Below are 15,903 nucleotides of genomic sequence, written 5' to 3' on the forward strand. Positions count from 1 at the left end.
TACGAGCCTGATGCAGAAAGCAACGTCACCGTCTTCTTCCAAGACAAGAACGGCAAAGACCTGGCTGAGCCGGTTCACCTGTCCGGCACTTTCGGCAGCACCTATGAATCAAAGCCGCAAACGATTAGCGGCTGGCATCTCAAGACAACCCCGGCTAATGCCTCTGGTACTTTCACGACCGAGAAACAAAAGGTAATTTACATTTACGAAAAAGACAAAAAGCCTGAACCAGATAACCTCAAAGATACAGTTACTCCAAACTATCGCCAAAAAGCTGCACCAGTTACTGTAAAATATCAAGACGAATTCGGTAATACTTTAGCTGAAAGCATAGTTTTAAATGGTTACGTTGGCGATGGCTATACAACTGGTTCCAAGCCTGTTGTAGGCTATACTTTAAAAACTAGACCAGATAATGCCACAGGCTTCTTTAGTGCTTATCCACAAAACGTAATTTACGTATATGCCAAAGACAATCAGGATAGTCCCCAAACTAATGACGGTGATACGGGTAAGGATAAAACTAATAAAACTGATAAAACCGGAAAGTCCAATAAGGTAACAGAAACCGGAAATCATAAGCGTAATAATAGTGGTAAAAATAATGATAGTTCCGGTAATTTAATTAATACTGACAGCCATAATAGTCAAACTCCTACCAAGGTAGCAAACAATAATAATGCAAAAAAGGATGAAAAAATACCACAAACTGGATCTGATGAACATTCACAATTGGCTGCTTTGTTACTTGGTTTTATGGCAACTATTAGCAGTACAGCAGGTGCTTGGTTTAATCGGAAAAAGAAAGAATAACTAAAATCAATACTAATTGCAAAAATGCTTCGTGAAGTATATATCGCTTTTCGAAGTATTTTTTATGTAAACATTAACTTATTATTATATTAAAAAATGTTTATTTTACCCATAATTACTATCCTAATATACTATTTATGAACATTTTTATATTAGTAGTATAGGAAAATTTATTAATAAACAAAAAACATTATATAGCAGTATGGCAGTCGTAACATTGGGACTGTTTTGTATCAATTCGCAAGTCGTTCAAGCGGATAAATTACCGAAAAACCAGGTAACTAACAGCACTTTGACTAAGAAAGCTGTTAATCCTAAATCTAATTCCACTTTAGCTCCTGCCAAAACAAACAATGACGCAGTTTCTGCCGATTATCTGAATAATAAACCTAATTCTGAAATCGACAATTCCACAATTAAAAATGAATGGAACAAGTTGGAAGTTAGTTACAATAACCATGTTTTAACAATTCACAGTGGTACTGTTACAAATCCCAAAAGAATAGCTGGTAACATTAAAAGTTTTGATACAAGCCACATTACGAAAATCAAACTAGATGGTAAATTAACAATTAATGGTTCGGCACTTGAGCTATTTAGTGAGCTTAATAATTTAGTATCAATTGAAAATCTCGACCAGCTTGACACAACTAACGTAACTGACATGTCATATATGTTCGCTGGTTGCCTTACTTTTCGGTAACTTAGCCATATTTATCAGTTCAATTGGAACTTGGTTTAACCGTAAAAATATTAGTTTAGATTTAGTTACATCTATTTTTCCGTAAGTAAGCAAATTTTATGAATATGAGTCAAGTTTTATTTACTCGTATGATGTAAAAATTTTTTATATATACGAAATTACTTATAAAATTATTGATTTATAAGAGATATGTGTGTATACTTAACTGTGAAATTATGAAATTAAGATGAAAAAAGGGAGGACAAATAATGAGTAAGCACAATAATTTTTATCATAAAGGTAAAAAAATATTATTTACTAGTATGGCAGTTGCTGCCTTAAGTGTCTTGGCTACAAATCCAGTTGCAGCTAAGGCTGCCGCCGAATCAAAGGAAGAGCAAACTTCTAAGCCAGCTGACACAAAGCCGACAACACCACCAGTTAATTCTAGTGATAACATTGGCGAAGATGATTCAAACATGCTGTTGCCTTCAAAATGGACTAAAGACAATTGCAGTTATGATGAAAAGACTAAGACTTTAACTATTAAAGCCGGTACAATTGACAATGATTACACAGCTGGTGAGGATCATCCTATCAATCCTGCCCAAATAGCTTGGAACATTGATGGTGTTGATACAGATGAAATTCAAACCATTGAATTTGCCGGTCCCGTTACTTTTAAAGGCGATGCTAGTTCCTTATTTGCTGGTTTGCCAAATTTAGAGAAAATTGAGGGATTAAAGAACCTCAATACAAAAGACGTCACTAACATGAAACAAATGTTTGCTAGTGATCCTAAATTAACTTCATTAGACCTGTCAAACTTTGACACTCGTAGTGTAACTGACATGATGGGTATGTTCTTTGATGATGAAGCACTAAGTACTTTAGATGTATCCAAGCTTAACACAGAATCAGTAGAAGACATGTCTTATATGTTTAGTAATGATTCAAGTTTAACTAAAATTGATGGCTTGAAAAATTTCAACACCGAAAAAGTTACTAAGATGTGGGAAATGTTTAAGGGTGATAAGGCTTTGACATCCCTAGACATTAGTAATTTTAAGATGCTTGAAAATAGTGAAACCATTAAAGATAACGTTTCTGACACTGACAATACCGACGATAATAAAGGTACTACAAAGCCAGCTCGTCAAACAAATACCATTGATCAAGATATGTTGTCAGGTATGGATAGCTTAAGTGATATTAAACTTGGTGCAGGCAATGTCATTAACAATTCAGGACTCCCTGGTTCAGTAGAAGAGAGTCTAACTAGTGGAAAGACTAAGACTACTTGGTTCTTAAAGGACAGTAAGGACAAAGGATTAAGTTCAGTAGAACTTATGCAGAAATTTGACGGTAAAAATGATGCTACTAAATATGCTGGTGAATACACTACCACCAAGCCTGCTCCAACTACACCAAACACACCTTCAACGCCAAGCACTCCAAGCACCCCTTCAACCCCAAGTACACCAAGTACTTCAGGTAATACTACTAACAACCCAGGTAACAACACATCTAATACAACTGACAAACAAGACACTAATAAGACGGATACTAACAAGCCAGACACAACCAAGCCTGCTGCTGACAACAAGAAGCCAGCTAAGAAAGCCAAGAAAGGTGTCAAGAGAGTAGTTACTCACAACGCTTATATCTTTAATCAAAAAGGCAAGCGTGTAAAAGGTGAATACTTTGTTGGTAAAACTATTACCACTTATGGTACTAAGACCATTAACGGCAAGAAGTTCTATGCTTTAGGCAAGAACCGCTTCGTTAAGGCTAATAATGTTACTGGTATCAACCGTAAATTAAAGCATAATGCGTTTATTTACACTAAGAAAGCCAATAACAAAGTTAAACGCTATGGTCGTGATGTTCTGAAGAAGAACAAGAAAGTTAGAACTTACGGTGGTGCTGTTAAGATGCACAATAAGTTATACTACATCGTAGGCAAGAATCAATTTGTCAAGAAAGCTAACTTTTAAAGATTAAGAGATTTACTTTATAAATGAAAAGAACTCAACTAGCAGTTAAAAATGCTAATTGGGTTCTTTTTTGCCTTAAAATAATAAATTTATCTAAGATATTGACTCTCTTTCAGTATTTCTATCCAACATGCAAATATTTATACATTCATAAATTACAAAAATCACAAACTATGACCTCAAAATGTATAAATAGTGTTATTAAGTTTAATGAATTGTATAATAAGGAAAATAAGATATTAAAAAAGTATTAATCATGTATACGTTTATTTTATAATCAAGGAATGAATAATAAAATGAGCCAGAAAAAGAAACCTATGCGAACCAAAGTAGCAACAATGTTGTTCAGTGTTGTTACAGCAATTTTAAGTTCACTAACTGTTAACTCTATAACAGTTAAAGCAGATCCATCCCTGCCCTCTTCAGCACAAATCAAGAATAAACAAACTAATAATACCAATTATGCTAATCCTAAGTTAAGGAGTAAGGAGCAACCCAACTTTCAGAAACAGCTTCAGCCAAAAATTGCAGAGTCGACTGCTCCAAATGCTGCTAATTTTAAATGGGGCAACCTTGATGTCAGCTATAGTAACCATGTAATTACCGTCCCCAGTGGCAGTGTAGGTCAACCGGATTCTTTAGCTCACATTAACGGCATTAATAGTGATGATGTCCAAGAAGTTAAATTTACCGGCCAACTAAAGATTGGCTCAGCTTCTGAAATGTTTAAGGATTTAACTAATTTAACTAAAATCACTGGCTTAGAAAATCTTGATACATCTGCTACCAGTGATATGCGGTATATGTTTGCAAATTGCCGAAATTTAACCAGCATAGCTGGCATTGCCAATTTGCAGACCCCCAAAGTTACTAATATGTCTTTTATGTTTGCGGGCTGCAGTAAATTAGCTAGTCTGGATTTATCAAATTTTAATACTGCTAATACTAGACAGGTAGAGAGCATGTTTCAGGATTGTGAAAATTTACAGTGCATTAAGTTTTCACCTAATTTCACAATAGCCAAGGTGGACAACATAAATCGCATGTTCAGTGGGTGTTCAAGCTTAACTGCTTTAGATCTCAGTAAGTTTAATACTCGTCAAGTTAAATGGATGATTGGGACGTTTATGGACTGTTCCAGCTTAACCAAGTTGGATTTATCATCATTCGACACTGCTAACGTAATTGATATGAATGGGATGTTTAATAATTGTAGTAACTTAAAAGAACTTGATCTCAGGAGTTTTGTCATAGATCCCAATATTGATAAGGGTTATATGTTAGATGGACTCGCTAAATTAAATACCCTTAAACTAGGTAAAAGTACATATATTAATGATACACGTCTTAACACTCCGGGAACTTGGGTCAATATTGGCAATGGAAGCGAAAATGCACCACAAGCAAACAATAAATATTTGTCTGAAGAGTTAATTGCCCATGCTCAAGACATTCTTGGTGACACTTATATTCGACCAGGTAATCCTATTACTGTTTCTTACTTGGATACTAGTAAAAGATCACTTACACCCGATATTAGTTTGAAGGGCAAAATTGGCGCTAATTATAATGTGACGGCAAAAACAATTCCGGGTTATATCGTAAAGGAAATCCCAGATAATGCCACTGGGGTTTTCACCGATCAGCCGCAGAACGTCAAATTTGTTTATTCCGCTGACCCCGAATCTACCTCTACCACCACACCAATTAAAGCTGCAGATGTTACCGTCTTTTATCAAGATGAAAACGGCAATCAAATTGCACCTGAAATGATATTACAAGGCAATATGGGTGACGGCTATACTACTGGTACTGTTGAGATCCCGGGCTATACTTTAAAAGTAAAACCAGAAAATGCCACCGGTTTTTTCAGCACTGCACCGCAAAGCGTAACTTATATTTATGCTCGAAATGGCTCCCAAACTGATATCATCCCTGAAAAAAATGATCAAAAAGATCCAACAAATTCAAACAGTCATAATCCTAGCCAAAATGATACTTCACAAACAAATAAATCCCCAAATAAACACAAGTCACACACTTATGGTGTTACTGAAAACTATACTGTTTTCAAATCCTCTGACAGTGATTCTGACTTCGCAAACCCAGTACTTATCACCAACAATAGCCATGATGAAGAGATGCCACATACGGGCACTAATGAACGTTCACAAATAATCGAGCTGCTGTTAGGCTTTTTGTCGGTAATTTGCAGCCTGCTTCCCCGCTACTTTAGTAAAAAGAAAAAAGGATGATTGCAAATTCAAAAATTCCGTCATAATTGATGGAATTTTTTGTCTTGCATAAAAATAAACGAACCGTTTTAATAAGAGAAGAAAAATTTTTAAAAAAAGGAGTAAAAATGGGACTTAACAAACCACTTTTATTTGCGCTTAGCAATACTAAGCCAGGACCAAAAAATTTAATTACAGATGTTGCCGGTGTTACTGTCGGGCATAAAACAGTTATCACTGATAGACTCAGAACTGGTGTCACTGTAATCAACCCTTGCCCGGACAACATTTTTCGCGAAAAGATGCCGGCTGCTACACATGTGATTAACGGCTTTGGCAAAAGTACAGGTCTAATTCAAATTAACGAACTGGGTACAATTGAAACGCCTCTGGTGTTAACCAATACTCTCAGCGTGGGTACCGCATCAATGGCTTTAGTCAAAAGAATGCTGGCTGAAAACCCAGAAATTGGCCTTTCAACTGTCAGCGTTAATCCGATCATCATGGAGTGCAATGACAGTTCGATTAACCATATTCGCGATTTAGGCGTCACCGAAGACGATGTGAATGATGCTTTTGCCGCTGCCACAATTGATTTCGCTGAAGGCGGCGTTGGTGGCGGTACAGGTATGCGCTGCTATGAACTTAAGGGTGGCATTGGTTCTGCTTCAAGACAAGTCGAGATTGACGGTAAGACCTTTACAATGGGCGCGCTAGTCATGTCCAATTTTGGTCTTAGCACCGATCTCAACATTTACGGCCATGCTATTGGTAAAAAGTTTGTGGATAACAAGGATAGTAAGGAAAAAGGCAGCATTATCACAATAATTGCTACTGACATTCCGTTTAACTCCAGACAATTAAAACGCATTGCCAAGCGTTCCGGTGTTGGTATCACACGCAGCGGTTCATTTAGCGGTAACGGTAGTGGCGAGATTACTCTGGCTTTTTCTACTGCTAACCGTGTAAGTCATTTCCCTGACCACGAATTAAGTATGATTCAGGCAATTACTGATGACAAAATTGACCGCTACTTTAGGATTACAGTTGATATAGTTAACGAAGCTATTCTCAGTTCTTTGGCTCATGCCCAAACAACGCCCGACCGTGACGGCAAGCCCATGTTATGCTTAAAAGATGCCCTATTGCAACTGGGCGATGATAAAGAAGCGATGCAGCTAATTGCGGACTTAGGCCTTTAATCAGATACCGGTAACATTAATTTATCCTATCTTGCAGTGTTATAATTAACTGATAATGTTAGCGATTGCAAAGGAGAATTAAGATGACACCATGGTGGAAAAATGCAGTAATTTATCAGATCTATCCCAAGTCTTTCCAAGACAGTAACGGTGACGGTATCGGTGACCTGCCCGGCATTATTAGTCACTTGGATTATTTGCAAAAATTGGGAATAGATGCAATTTGGCTTTCACCAATTTATAAATCTCCTGGCATCGATAATGGGTATGATATTGCCGATTATGAAGCAATTGATCCGCAATATGGCACCATGCAAGACATGGACAGGTTGATTAGTGAGGCTAAAAAACGCGGCATTCGAATCATCATGGATTTAGTCGTTAATCATACTTCTGATCAACATGAGTGGTTTATTGAAGCACGCAAAAGTAAAAATAATCCTTACCGAGACTATTACATCTGGCGTGATCCTGTTGCCGGTCATGAACCTAACGATTTAAAATCTGACTTTTCAGGTTCTGCTTGGCAATTTGATGCTCAAACCGATCAATATTACCTCCACTTTTTTGCCCCGCAACAGCCAGATTTGAACTGGCAAAATCCAAAATTACGGCACAAAATATATGACATGATGAACTTCTGGCTTGATAAAGGCATTGGCGGCTTTCGCATGGACGTGATCGAACTAATTGGCAAAGAGCCGGATCGAAAAATTCGCGAAAATGGTCCCCAGCTTCATCATTATATTCAGGAAATGAACCAAGCTGTTTTAGCTAACCGCGATGTAGTCACTGTCGGTGAGACCTGGAGTGCTGATCTCGATAGTGCCCGTAAATATTCTGATCCTGACCGGCATGAGCTCTCTATGATTTTTCAGTTTGAAGATCAAAACATTGATAAGCAGCCGGGAAAGACAAAATGGGATCTTAAACTGTTTAAGGCCAGCGATCTTAAAGAGGTCTTGATTAAATGGCAAACACAAATTGATTATAATCATGGCTGGAATAGTTTGTTTTGGGAAAATCATGATCTTCCCCGTGTCATTTCTCGTTGGGGCAATGATAATAAATACAGGGTACAATCTGCCAAAATGTTTGCCATTGCCTTACATTTAATGCGGGGTACTCCTTATATTTATAACGGTGAAGAAATTGGCATGACAAACTGTCCGGTCAAGGATATCTCTGAAGTTGAAGACCTTGAAAGTGTCAATATGTATAATGAGCGAATCAAGCAAGGTTATACCAAAGACGAACTTATCAGGTCAATCAATGCTAAAGGGCGCGACAATGCCCGCAGACCCATGCAGTGGTCAGCGTCTTTTGCTGCTGGTTTTACTACCGGGACGCCTTGGCTGGCGCTTAATCCCAAATATCAAGATATTAACGTTCAAACGGCTTTAGCTGACCCACAATCAATTTTTTATACCTATCAAAAACTCATTAAATTGCGTCATGAAAACGAAATTATCGTTAATGGCAGCTTCACTCCTGTTTCTGCCAGTCCTAACGTTTTGGCTTATTACCGTGAACTTGCTGGCAAGCGCTGGTTAGTCGTTGCTAATTTGACTGGCAATGAAGAACGATTTTCTGCACCTGATAAAATTGACCAAGTTTTAATCAGTAATTATAATGCACCGCAATCACTTAATAACATTAACTTAAGGCCATATGAAGCCTTCGCTGTGGTCGTAAAATAAGAACCAACCGTATTTACGTGAAAAATACCCCCAAATTTGTTCTAAATTTAGGGGTATTATTGTGGCTGAATCATCAAAATAAGATTTAACAATTAAAGGGATGGTTTGATGTCAGGAAGATTAATTTTCGAAAAGCAATTGATAGCAACTTTTTTAATTTTTACTCAAACCTATTTTTTAACTTCTGCTTGGTATAACTCTGCCGTTTTGGCATCAAAGGCACACATAATAACTTTCATTTGATAATCAGAATGTTGAATGAGCCAATTTTGCACGGCTGCAAAAGCAATATGTGCAGCTGGTGCAGCCGGAAAGCCGTAAGCCCCTGTAGAAATTGCCGGAAAAGCAATACTATGCAGGTTATGATCTCTAGCTAAATTTAACGAGTTTACATAACAGTCTTTTAATAACTCATTATCTTCTGCCGACCCTGAATAAATTGGCCCCACGGTATGAATGACGAACTTAGCAGGTAACTTGTACCCCTTGGTAATCTTAGCCTGGCCCGTTTCACAGCCATGAAGCTGTTTGCACTCAGCCAGCAGCTGCGGTCCAGCTGCCCGGTGGATTGCCCCATCAACACCCAGGCCACCTAACAATGTCTTATTGGCAGCATTAACAATTGCATCTAACGTTAATTTAGTTATGTCCCCTTGAATAATTTTGATATTTTTCATAAACTTGGCCTCTTTTTTATTTCATTTTAAGCCCAAATTATTTTTTTGCCAAAACAAAAAATGCGACTCATGTGAGCCGCATTTTTCTTTTATATAAATAGTAAAAGCCTTAAATATGTTATAGCATTATCAAGAAATATCCACACCACCTGTTATTCTGTTGAGAAAGCTAGTTCCATTCTGTGGCATTTCTACTCCGAAAAATTCAGCTCCAGTTGCACCAACATCAGAAAGAGATTCTCTTTCACCAACATATTTATAATGAACATTCTCCTTATATATTAATAAAGGAACCTTTTCCCTAGTATGTTGTGCATGGCCAATAGTAGGATCATCACCATGATCAGCCATGACAATTAAAATATCATCTCCGGTAAAATACTGTTCCGCTTCTGGCAATCTTCTATTAACTATCTCCAAAATATTTGCATAATGATCTGTATCCTCAGAGTGGCCAGCTAAATCAGTTTCCTGAATATTCATGAAAATTAATCCATTACTTATTTCTTTTGCCTGATCTATAAATCTATCAAATAAGTAGTTACTATCTACACCAGGAAATCGTCTATCAGTGTCACCTCTTACTATATCAGAAGCTTTGCCAATTAAGGCAACATCAATCCCATGACGAATTAAAATACTGGCTAACTGTACCTTGGGATTAATACCGTAACCTAAGTGAACAACGTGGTAATTTTTCTTATATACACCTGATTCCGGTGCAGAAATACCAACATACTTTTCTTTTTTAATGTGTCGGGCATCAAGAATATTATCAATGGTCACATCACTACCACCAAAAGCAATTACTCTGGATACTTTGACTACTTTTCTAACGGATTCTCCTAATTTTGTAATTTCTGCGAATGACATTTTATCTAAAGTAGCCGTAACATTATATACTTGTCCTGGATCTGCTTCTAAATTGTCAGCAACAGTCGCACATTTATTAACAACTAAAATTTCTAATCCTGGATCTCCGTATCTTTTTACAGTAAAGCCGTCTTCCCTTACTTGTTTTTCAACCTGATCAATTACTTCATTAAAGGGTTGAAGTAAAGGCATTGGCGGATTAGTTCCCATTATTTCTTGGTGTCCTAAATAAGAATCAGCTCCATGATGTTTAAGAAGAGCTGTACCCCAGTTAGCGTCCGGTGAAAAAATATGTCTGCCACGTTCAACACCAATTGCATTAATTAAACCTAATCTTTCAAGATTGGGAATATCAATATTCGGCTCAGCTTTAATGATATTCAAAGCTGTATTTGAACCAACATCATTAGGCCGGACTTGAGGTACATCGTCCATTGCACCAACACCGAAGCCGTCTAAAACTATTACACCAAATTTACTCATTACATTATCTCCTTAGGCATATGTTTGCCCTGACTATCATATAAACCTAATAATTTTGGCCTGCCTGATTGCAAGCCATCTACAATTGCTACAACACTTCTTGTAACAAAAATTTGCGTCCTAAAATCAGTAATAACTGTTGCTCCCTCTGTATAAGAATCTTCAAGCTCCAAGTAATAGTCAATGCTTTCGTTGTCAAAAGGCAAAACTTTACTCTCATATTTCTGATTATCAACAAATACTAATGCATTGCTTGCATGCCCTCTTCTGTAATATCCTCCGCCATAAAAATAGCTGTGGCCCTTAAAACTATGCGAAATTTCACTAACATAGCAGTATGCCGGAATTTCCGGTTGCTTTGAATTTGCATGCAGTGGCGTAGTACCTGATAAACCATGACCGGGCTCCCCTTCGTTTCCGCCCAATTTTTTTATTAATGGAATTGAATCACAGCATGTCGCAGAAGGTAAACTCACAACCCGTAAAGGATAATTATTTTCCCGAAATATTTTTCTGACTTTTTCTATAGTTTTAATATTAGTAGTAGGTTCAATTTTATTAGTAGAGTCATTAAATAAAAGTGCGGGAAAGCAGGTTATACCAACCAACTCAACATTTGAAAAGCTAACTATTTTGGTGAAATTAGACTTAAACTCGCTAATAGTTAACCCTCCCACTTGCCCCGGATAGAGTTCGTCATTGTCTCCTATAACTTTAAGGATGATTTTTTGGGTTACTTTTAATTCTTTAGCTATCTGATTGATATATACTAAATTGCTCATCGAATAGACCGTCACGTATTTGGTTCCATAAGCTAAGACTTTTTTGACCAAACTTCTCGGCATTTGCACCAAATTTCCCACATTACCGAGGTGCAGTCCATAATGCATAAAGGTTTCTGCTTCCCTAAAATCAACAACAACTGCTAGTGGTATTCCTGCTTCTTCAACCGTTTTGGCTATAACTGGATTACGACCAAATTGCTTTGTCATATAAAGCAATTCAACCTTATTTTCTTGAGCTGCCTTAACCATTTTTTTAGTATTATTTTTAATTGCTTCCAAATCAATGACATAAGTGTCTGGTAAAATCCGACCACTTTGATGAAGTTGAACTGCATAATCAATTAGACAAGGGTTATATTTTTTTAGTGAAGGTAAAAACATTATTTCACCTCCTTTATACATTTTTGCAAAATGTTAATAATAGTATCTGCACCTGCTCTATACGGATTTATTCGAATCGTATTGTCCAATAATTCAGGATCATAAGCTTTAAATGTTCCTGAAACTCTGTATATCATAGGAACAATTTCATATTTAGATTCTGCACCAACTGGATTAGGTGCCCCACCAAATTTAGCTACATTTTTTAAAATTTCTTTTGCTATCGGATGAGCAAATTCCACCAGTAAAACTTTTGATTGTGCATTTGCAACGTAAGCTTTTTTGACTCCTGGAACCTCGTTGTTATTAAGTCTCTCTTTTAACTCATTAATAACTCGAGCTTGATTAGCTAAAGCGACAGGTGCATATACCATGCCCCTTAAAACATCCAAAGCTTCATGTCCTTGAACCTGCGAACCACCCGAATAATTTTCCTTTCGTAGCTTATCCAAGTACATTTTTTTACCGACTATACATCCTATCCCTTCAGGACCCAATAGCTTAAATGTGGAAAAACAACTTAAATCTGCACCTAGTTCAGTTCCAATTTTATGCACCTTCATAACAGCGTAATTATCATCTGTAATGATAGGAATATTGCGGTTATAATGTGTCCTTAAGACTTTTAGAACATGACCCATATCGTAAGAATCATCAGGCTTTTGTCTGGTATATTGAACTAATATGCCAGCAATATTTTCCGGTAATTTAACAGTATCAATTTTATTGAAATCAACTTCTTTTGTTTTTACACCCATCATAGTCAGAGAAACTTGGGTAGTAGGATAAATTGGAGCTTCATGAACTAATAAAGTTTGTCCCGCATTTAAAACAGAATGTAGTGCGTTTCTAATAGCACCAGTACCTGAGCCTCTTACCAGCATGGCGGCTTCAGTATTAAAAAACTTAGCGATTACTTCCTCTGCCTTTTTAGTAAACTTGGGTTCATTTAACCCTGGAATAACTCCCAAGTCCCCTCTGGTAATAATCTCATTACCCGCAAAAACATTAGTAATTGCATCTACTAATTGCCACTGCTTTGTTAAAGCTTCATCTGGTGTAATACTTTCTAGCGGATAAGTTGTAAAATCAATCATTCCAATCACCACCAAAAATTCTTTGAGGGTTTTCTACCAGCATTTTATTAATAAACTCCTCAGTTACACCACCAGCTTTTAGCTCAGGAATGAAACTATCCAATAAATATGCATAACCAATGCCGCCATTTGCTTTTAAATGAGATTTTCTAGTTATGTCCATTGACATAACAATTTGATCTGTAAAGCCTGCGTCTTGAGCTGCCTTAATTATGTCTACCCTTTTAGCATCAGACATATAGTTATTTTTACCTATAGTATCTATTTCTACATTAATTCCTGTCTTTAACATTTCTAAGACATAATTAGGATTACCCGTTAGATCTACATGTCCAATAATGACCTTGCTTAAATTGGCATGGTTTTTTTGAAAAAATTCAACTTGCTCACGTCCTAAAGTGCCCATTGAAGTATGTGTCATAATTGGAGTATGAGTTTCTTTACTAGCAATAACTGCTGCATTAAATACTTTTTCTTCTTGTTCAGTCCATCTATTTTTAGTTGTAGCAATTTCTCCTATGATTCCAGCTTTAATATCTGTATTTTTAATTCCTACTGTAATGTCTTTGATCATCATTTCGGCTAATTGTGTGACTGATAACTGATATACTTCTATTGGTAAAAAAGCAGATTGATACCAGCCTGTAGCTTGGACAATATTAATTCCTGTTTCTGTAGCTACTTTTTGTGCATATACTACATTCCTTCCAATACCGCGGCAGGTAGCTTCAACAATGTTTCTTACCCCTTTGTTATAAAGCTCCTTCAATTCTTTAATTACCAGCCCTTGGGAATCAAGTAATGCATCCTCATCTTCAATCACTTCTGAACGATCTATAGGAATATGTTCATGGGCATATGTAATACCTGGTTTTAAAACTGTCATATAATCTCCTTAGAATAAATGCACTATTCTTAAAATATTTAATAAAAGTCCTAAAGCTATAGTAGCTATTGGTCCCACGGCCATATCAACTAGAGGCTTTTTCATTTTTTTATTTAAGAGCCAGGTACCAATGACCCAGAAGAATCCTAGATTTGGTGCCATCTTATTACATGCAATGGCCGCCCCAATTAATAACGAAGTTGAAATGGTTTCCATCAGAGAAGTACGAATATGGTCACCCATGTCACGTAAACCTGGGAACTTATCCATTCCTTTAGCGGTAGCACCTAAGGCTTGGACTTCAATCCACATCCAGACAGCACCTGCGATAAAGGCAACTAACGGTTGACCTTTTAATAACAAGCCGATTGCAAAAATTAAGGTTGTTCCAGCCATACCATAAACACCAGTTACAATAGCGGTTGAAAATACTAAGGGAATGAATCCGATGGCTCTGGCAAAAGTTGCCATTGCTGCTTCTTGAATTTGCCCTTTAATCAATAATTGCTGAGGAAGAACATCAACTGCAAGAATTAATTCACTTGAAGCAGCAGTGATCAAGCCCCCCATTAATGAAAGCCAAATCCAATTTTTCTTAATTCTTCCAATACGTGCAGAAAAGACATTAACCAAATTTTCGTTTGAGTTATTGGTTCCCTTTACTTTGGCTGCGTAATAAACCATACAAATCATGGCCACTAATAGTGCCATACCGGTTGCGTTCAAAGTGATGGTAATACCATTACCCAAGTTAAAGATTCCAAACTTACTAATTAGAATGTAAGTTACAAAGGTCCAAACAAAGGTAATAAGACCTTTTTTTACATTATGTTGCTCTGCAACTGCAATTGCAGGAAATGCACAAAAGGCAAGCAATATTGGACTACCTAAAAGAGAAAGTGCTCCGAAAAAATTAAATGGCAACATTTTGAATAATCTAACTATCCAAGATAAGCCAAGTAACAATCCTGCGCCATAAACTGAACCAATAGCAAAAGCAATGGCAGCGCCCCATTTATTATCAGGTGTCCAAGTGCCAAAAATATCACAAGCCAGCAAAATACTATGAGCAAGTAAAATTGTTGAACCAATTGATACTGGAATACCAAATCCAATAATTAAGCCAAAACTAACCCCAAAAGATGTTAGAGCTAATTCACGTCTATTAATTTTGTGGTCAAAATACTCTGGATAAATTGGTCTTAATCCATCATTGAAAACAGCAATGCCTTTATTCGCCAAAACTGAACCAACGCCCCCAACCAGGGCTATTAGAACATAATTTATAATTGTAGTCATTGACATTTTATCTCCTCCTTATATTCAATATTCTAAAAATTGAATATTGATATTAAAAACACTATAAAGGTAATGCCTTAACAATTTCTGGCAATACAGTATCTTTAGCATTAAATGTAAAGCCAAAAGCAACTTTGCCACTTTCTACCCCTTTTTTAATTTCATCTGCTTTTAATACCTTAGTTGGTGTAGCAACAGTGAGGGTTTTTCCTGAACCAAGTAAGGCGGTAGCCATCGCTAATGCACCTCCAGCACCAGTTTGACAGGCACCGATGTAAAAATCAGCTTGATGATTTTGAACTGCCATTGCAGCATCCAGGTCACTCTGCACAGTAATTTCGACATTTTTATCGCTTGTTAATTTTTCTAAGTCTTGTCTGATTTCTTCTTTGCCCATTTGACCACCAATTACTATTTTAGTCATATTATTGACCTCCCTTCGATAAAACATTTACTAAATGCATAATAATATATTGATCTTCATCTTTACTAAGGACAACTGGTGCTTTTGCTTTCTTTTCTAGCCAATATTGCTTTGCTCGTTGATATGCAGGCTTATTTTCTATTTGTTGCCAAAGAGCTTCCGGCATGGCATCAATCTTCTCGTTATTTCTTTGTCTTGAAATGGTCATTGCTACATGAATTAACAACATCTCTTCTTTGTTTTCACTATCATATTTACTCAAATCATTATCAATTTCGTTAAGAAACTCTACGTCTAAATCATTAATTTTACCTGCTTGCAATAGTATATTCAGCTTATTTTGTGTCTGTTTTTGCATTAAAAATGACCA

Annotated in this window: 14 protein-coding genes; 6 read left to right on the forward strand and 8 right to left on the reverse strand. The window is 36.7% G+C overall.

All coding sequences use genetic code 11. The features are described 5' to 3' along the window. The 6 genes from ACZ2M0_RS03510 to ACZ2M0_RS03535 all read left to right on the forward strand — a co-directional run. The coding region (locus tag ACZ2M0_RS03510; protein ID WP_490058541.1) for a MucBP domain-containing protein at nt 1-813 on the forward strand (813 nt) is incomplete at its 5' end. A gap of 202 nt (nt 814-1,015) precedes the next feature. Continuing rightward, the gene (locus tag ACZ2M0_RS03515) at nt 1,016-1,516 is read left to right on the forward strand and encodes a hypothetical protein (protein WP_490058542.1); all 501 of its coding nucleotides are present in this window, start codon (nt 1,016-1,018) and stop codon (nt 1,514-1,516) included. A gap of 248 nt (nt 1,517-1,764) precedes the next feature. After that, on the forward strand, nt 1,765-3,492 hold the full coding sequence (locus ACZ2M0_RS03520) for an SLAP domain-containing protein (RefSeq protein WP_490058543.1): 1,728 nt from the start codon (nt 1,765-1,767) through the stop codon (nt 3,490-3,492). A 296-nt stretch (nt 3,493-3,788) separates the two neighbouring features. Then, entirely contained in the window at nt 3,789-5,747 is a 1,959-nt protein-coding gene (locus ACZ2M0_RS03525; protein WP_490058544.1) for a MucBP domain-containing protein, read from the forward strand. 107 nt (nt 5,748-5,854) lie between these two features. Continuing rightward, a complete protein-coding gene (locus tag ACZ2M0_RS03530) occupies nt 5,855-6,928 on the forward strand; it encodes a P1 family peptidase (protein ID WP_490058545.1) in 1,074 nt (357 codons plus the stop codon). Nucleotides 6,929-7,011: 83 nt separating this feature from the next. Next, the gene (locus ACZ2M0_RS03535; RefSeq protein WP_490058546.1) at nt 7,012-8,628 is read left to right on the forward strand and encodes a glycoside hydrolase family 13 protein; all 1,617 of its coding nucleotides are present in this window, start codon (nt 7,012-7,014) and stop codon (nt 8,626-8,628) included. 170 nt (nt 8,629-8,798) lie between these two features. Here the strand turns inward: ACZ2M0_RS03535 and ACZ2M0_RS03540 are convergent, their stop codons facing one another. From ACZ2M0_RS03540 to ACZ2M0_RS03575, 8 genes are all read right to left on the reverse strand, one after another. Then, entirely contained in the window at nt 8,799-9,305 is a 507-nt protein-coding gene (locus tag ACZ2M0_RS03540; protein WP_490058547.1) for an O-acetyl-ADP-ribose deacetylase, read from the reverse strand. A 129-nt stretch (nt 9,306-9,434) separates the two neighbouring features. After that, nucleotides 9,435-10,661 (reverse strand): phosphopentomutase, encoded by a 1,227-nt coding sequence (locus tag ACZ2M0_RS03545; protein ID WP_490058548.1) that lies wholly within the window; start codon nt 10,659-10,661, stop codon nt 9,435-9,437. After that, on the reverse strand, nt 10,661-11,827 hold the full coding sequence (locus ACZ2M0_RS03550) for an alanine racemase (protein WP_490058549.1): 1,167 nt from the start codon (nt 11,825-11,827) through the stop codon (nt 10,661-10,663). Before ACZ2M0_RS03550 ends, ACZ2M0_RS03545 begins: the two co-directional genes overlap by 1 nt. Continuing rightward, nucleotides 11,827-12,924 carry an aminotransferase class V-fold PLP-dependent enzyme gene (locus ACZ2M0_RS03555; protein WP_490058550.1) on the reverse strand — a complete coding sequence of 366 codons (1,098 nt, stop codon included), beginning with the start codon at nt 12,922-12,924 and terminating at the stop codon, nt 11,827-11,829. The genes ACZ2M0_RS03550 and ACZ2M0_RS03555 overlap by 1 nt, the downstream gene beginning before the upstream one ends. After that, the gene (locus tag ACZ2M0_RS03560) at nt 12,917-13,810 is read right to left on the reverse strand and encodes a phosphotriesterase family protein (protein WP_490058551.1); all 894 of its coding nucleotides are present in this window, start codon (nt 13,808-13,810) and stop codon (nt 12,917-12,919) included. The genes ACZ2M0_RS03555 and ACZ2M0_RS03560 overlap by 8 nt, the downstream gene beginning before the upstream one ends. Nucleotides 13,811-13,819: 9 nt before the next feature. Next, nucleotides 13,820-15,115, reverse strand: coding sequence for a YhfT family protein (locus tag ACZ2M0_RS03565; protein WP_223902380.1), 1,296 nt, complete (start codon nt 15,113-15,115; stop codon nt 13,820-13,822). A gap of 55 nt (nt 15,116-15,170) precedes the next feature. Beyond that, nucleotides 15,171-15,533, reverse strand: coding sequence for a DUF2620 domain-containing protein (locus ACZ2M0_RS03570; protein WP_198212572.1), 363 nt, complete (start codon nt 15,531-15,533; stop codon nt 15,171-15,173). 1 nt (nt 15,534) lies between these two features. Continuing rightward, nucleotides 15,535-15,891, reverse strand: a complete 357-nt coding sequence (locus ACZ2M0_RS03575) for a PRD domain-containing protein (RefSeq protein ID WP_490058552.1) — start codon at nt 15,889-15,891, stop codon at nt 15,535-15,537. Between the last annotated feature and the right edge of the window lie 12 nt (nt 15,892-15,903).

The organism is Lactobacillus sp. VURO6/B1 (VP7) (assembly GCF_058139575.1).

Coding starts and splice junctions, on each gene's coding strand:
- ACZ2M0_RS03515 (WP_490058542.1), top strand. CDS start 1,016: ATGGCAGTCGTAACATTGGGACTGTTTTGTATCAATTCGCAAGTCGTT.
- ACZ2M0_RS03520 (WP_490058543.1), top strand. CDS start 1,765: ATGAGTAAGCACAATAATTTTTATCATAAAGGTAAAAAAATATTATTT.
- ACZ2M0_RS03525 (WP_490058544.1), top strand. CDS start 3,789: ATGAGCCAGAAAAAGAAACCTATGCGAACCAAAGTAGCAACAATGTTG.
- ACZ2M0_RS03530 (WP_490058545.1), top strand. CDS start 5,855: ATGGGACTTAACAAACCACTTTTATTTGCGCTTAGCAATACTAAGCCA.
- ACZ2M0_RS03535 (WP_490058546.1), top strand. CDS start 7,012: ATGACACCATGGTGGAAAAATGCAGTAATTTATCAGATCTATCCCAAG.
- ACZ2M0_RS03540 (WP_490058547.1), bottom strand. CDS start 9,305: ATGAAAAATATCAAAATTATTCAAGGGGACATAACTAAATTAACGTTA.
- ACZ2M0_RS03545 (WP_490058548.1), bottom strand. CDS start 10,661: ATGAGTAAATTTGGTGTAATAGTTTTAGACGGCTTCGGTGTTGGTGCA.
- ACZ2M0_RS03550 (WP_490058549.1), bottom strand. CDS start 11,827: ATGTTTTTACCTTCACTAAAAAAATATAACCCTTGTCTAATTGATTAT.
- ACZ2M0_RS03555 (WP_490058550.1), bottom strand. CDS start 12,924: ATGATTGATTTTACAACTTATCCGCTAGAAAGTATTACACCAGATGAA.
- ACZ2M0_RS03560 (WP_490058551.1), bottom strand. CDS start 13,810: ATGACAGTTTTAAAACCAGGTATTACATATGCCCATGAACATATTCCT.
- ACZ2M0_RS03565 (WP_223902380.1), bottom strand. CDS start 15,115: ATGTCAATGACTACAATTATAAATTATGTTCTAATAGCCCTGGTTGGG.
- ACZ2M0_RS03570 (WP_198212572.1), bottom strand. CDS start 15,533: ATGACTAAAATAGTAATTGGTGGTCAAATGGGCAAAGAAGAAATCAGA.
- ACZ2M0_RS03575 (WP_490058552.1), bottom strand. CDS start 15,891: ATGCAAAAACAGACACAAAATAAGCTGAATATACTATTGCAAGCAGGT.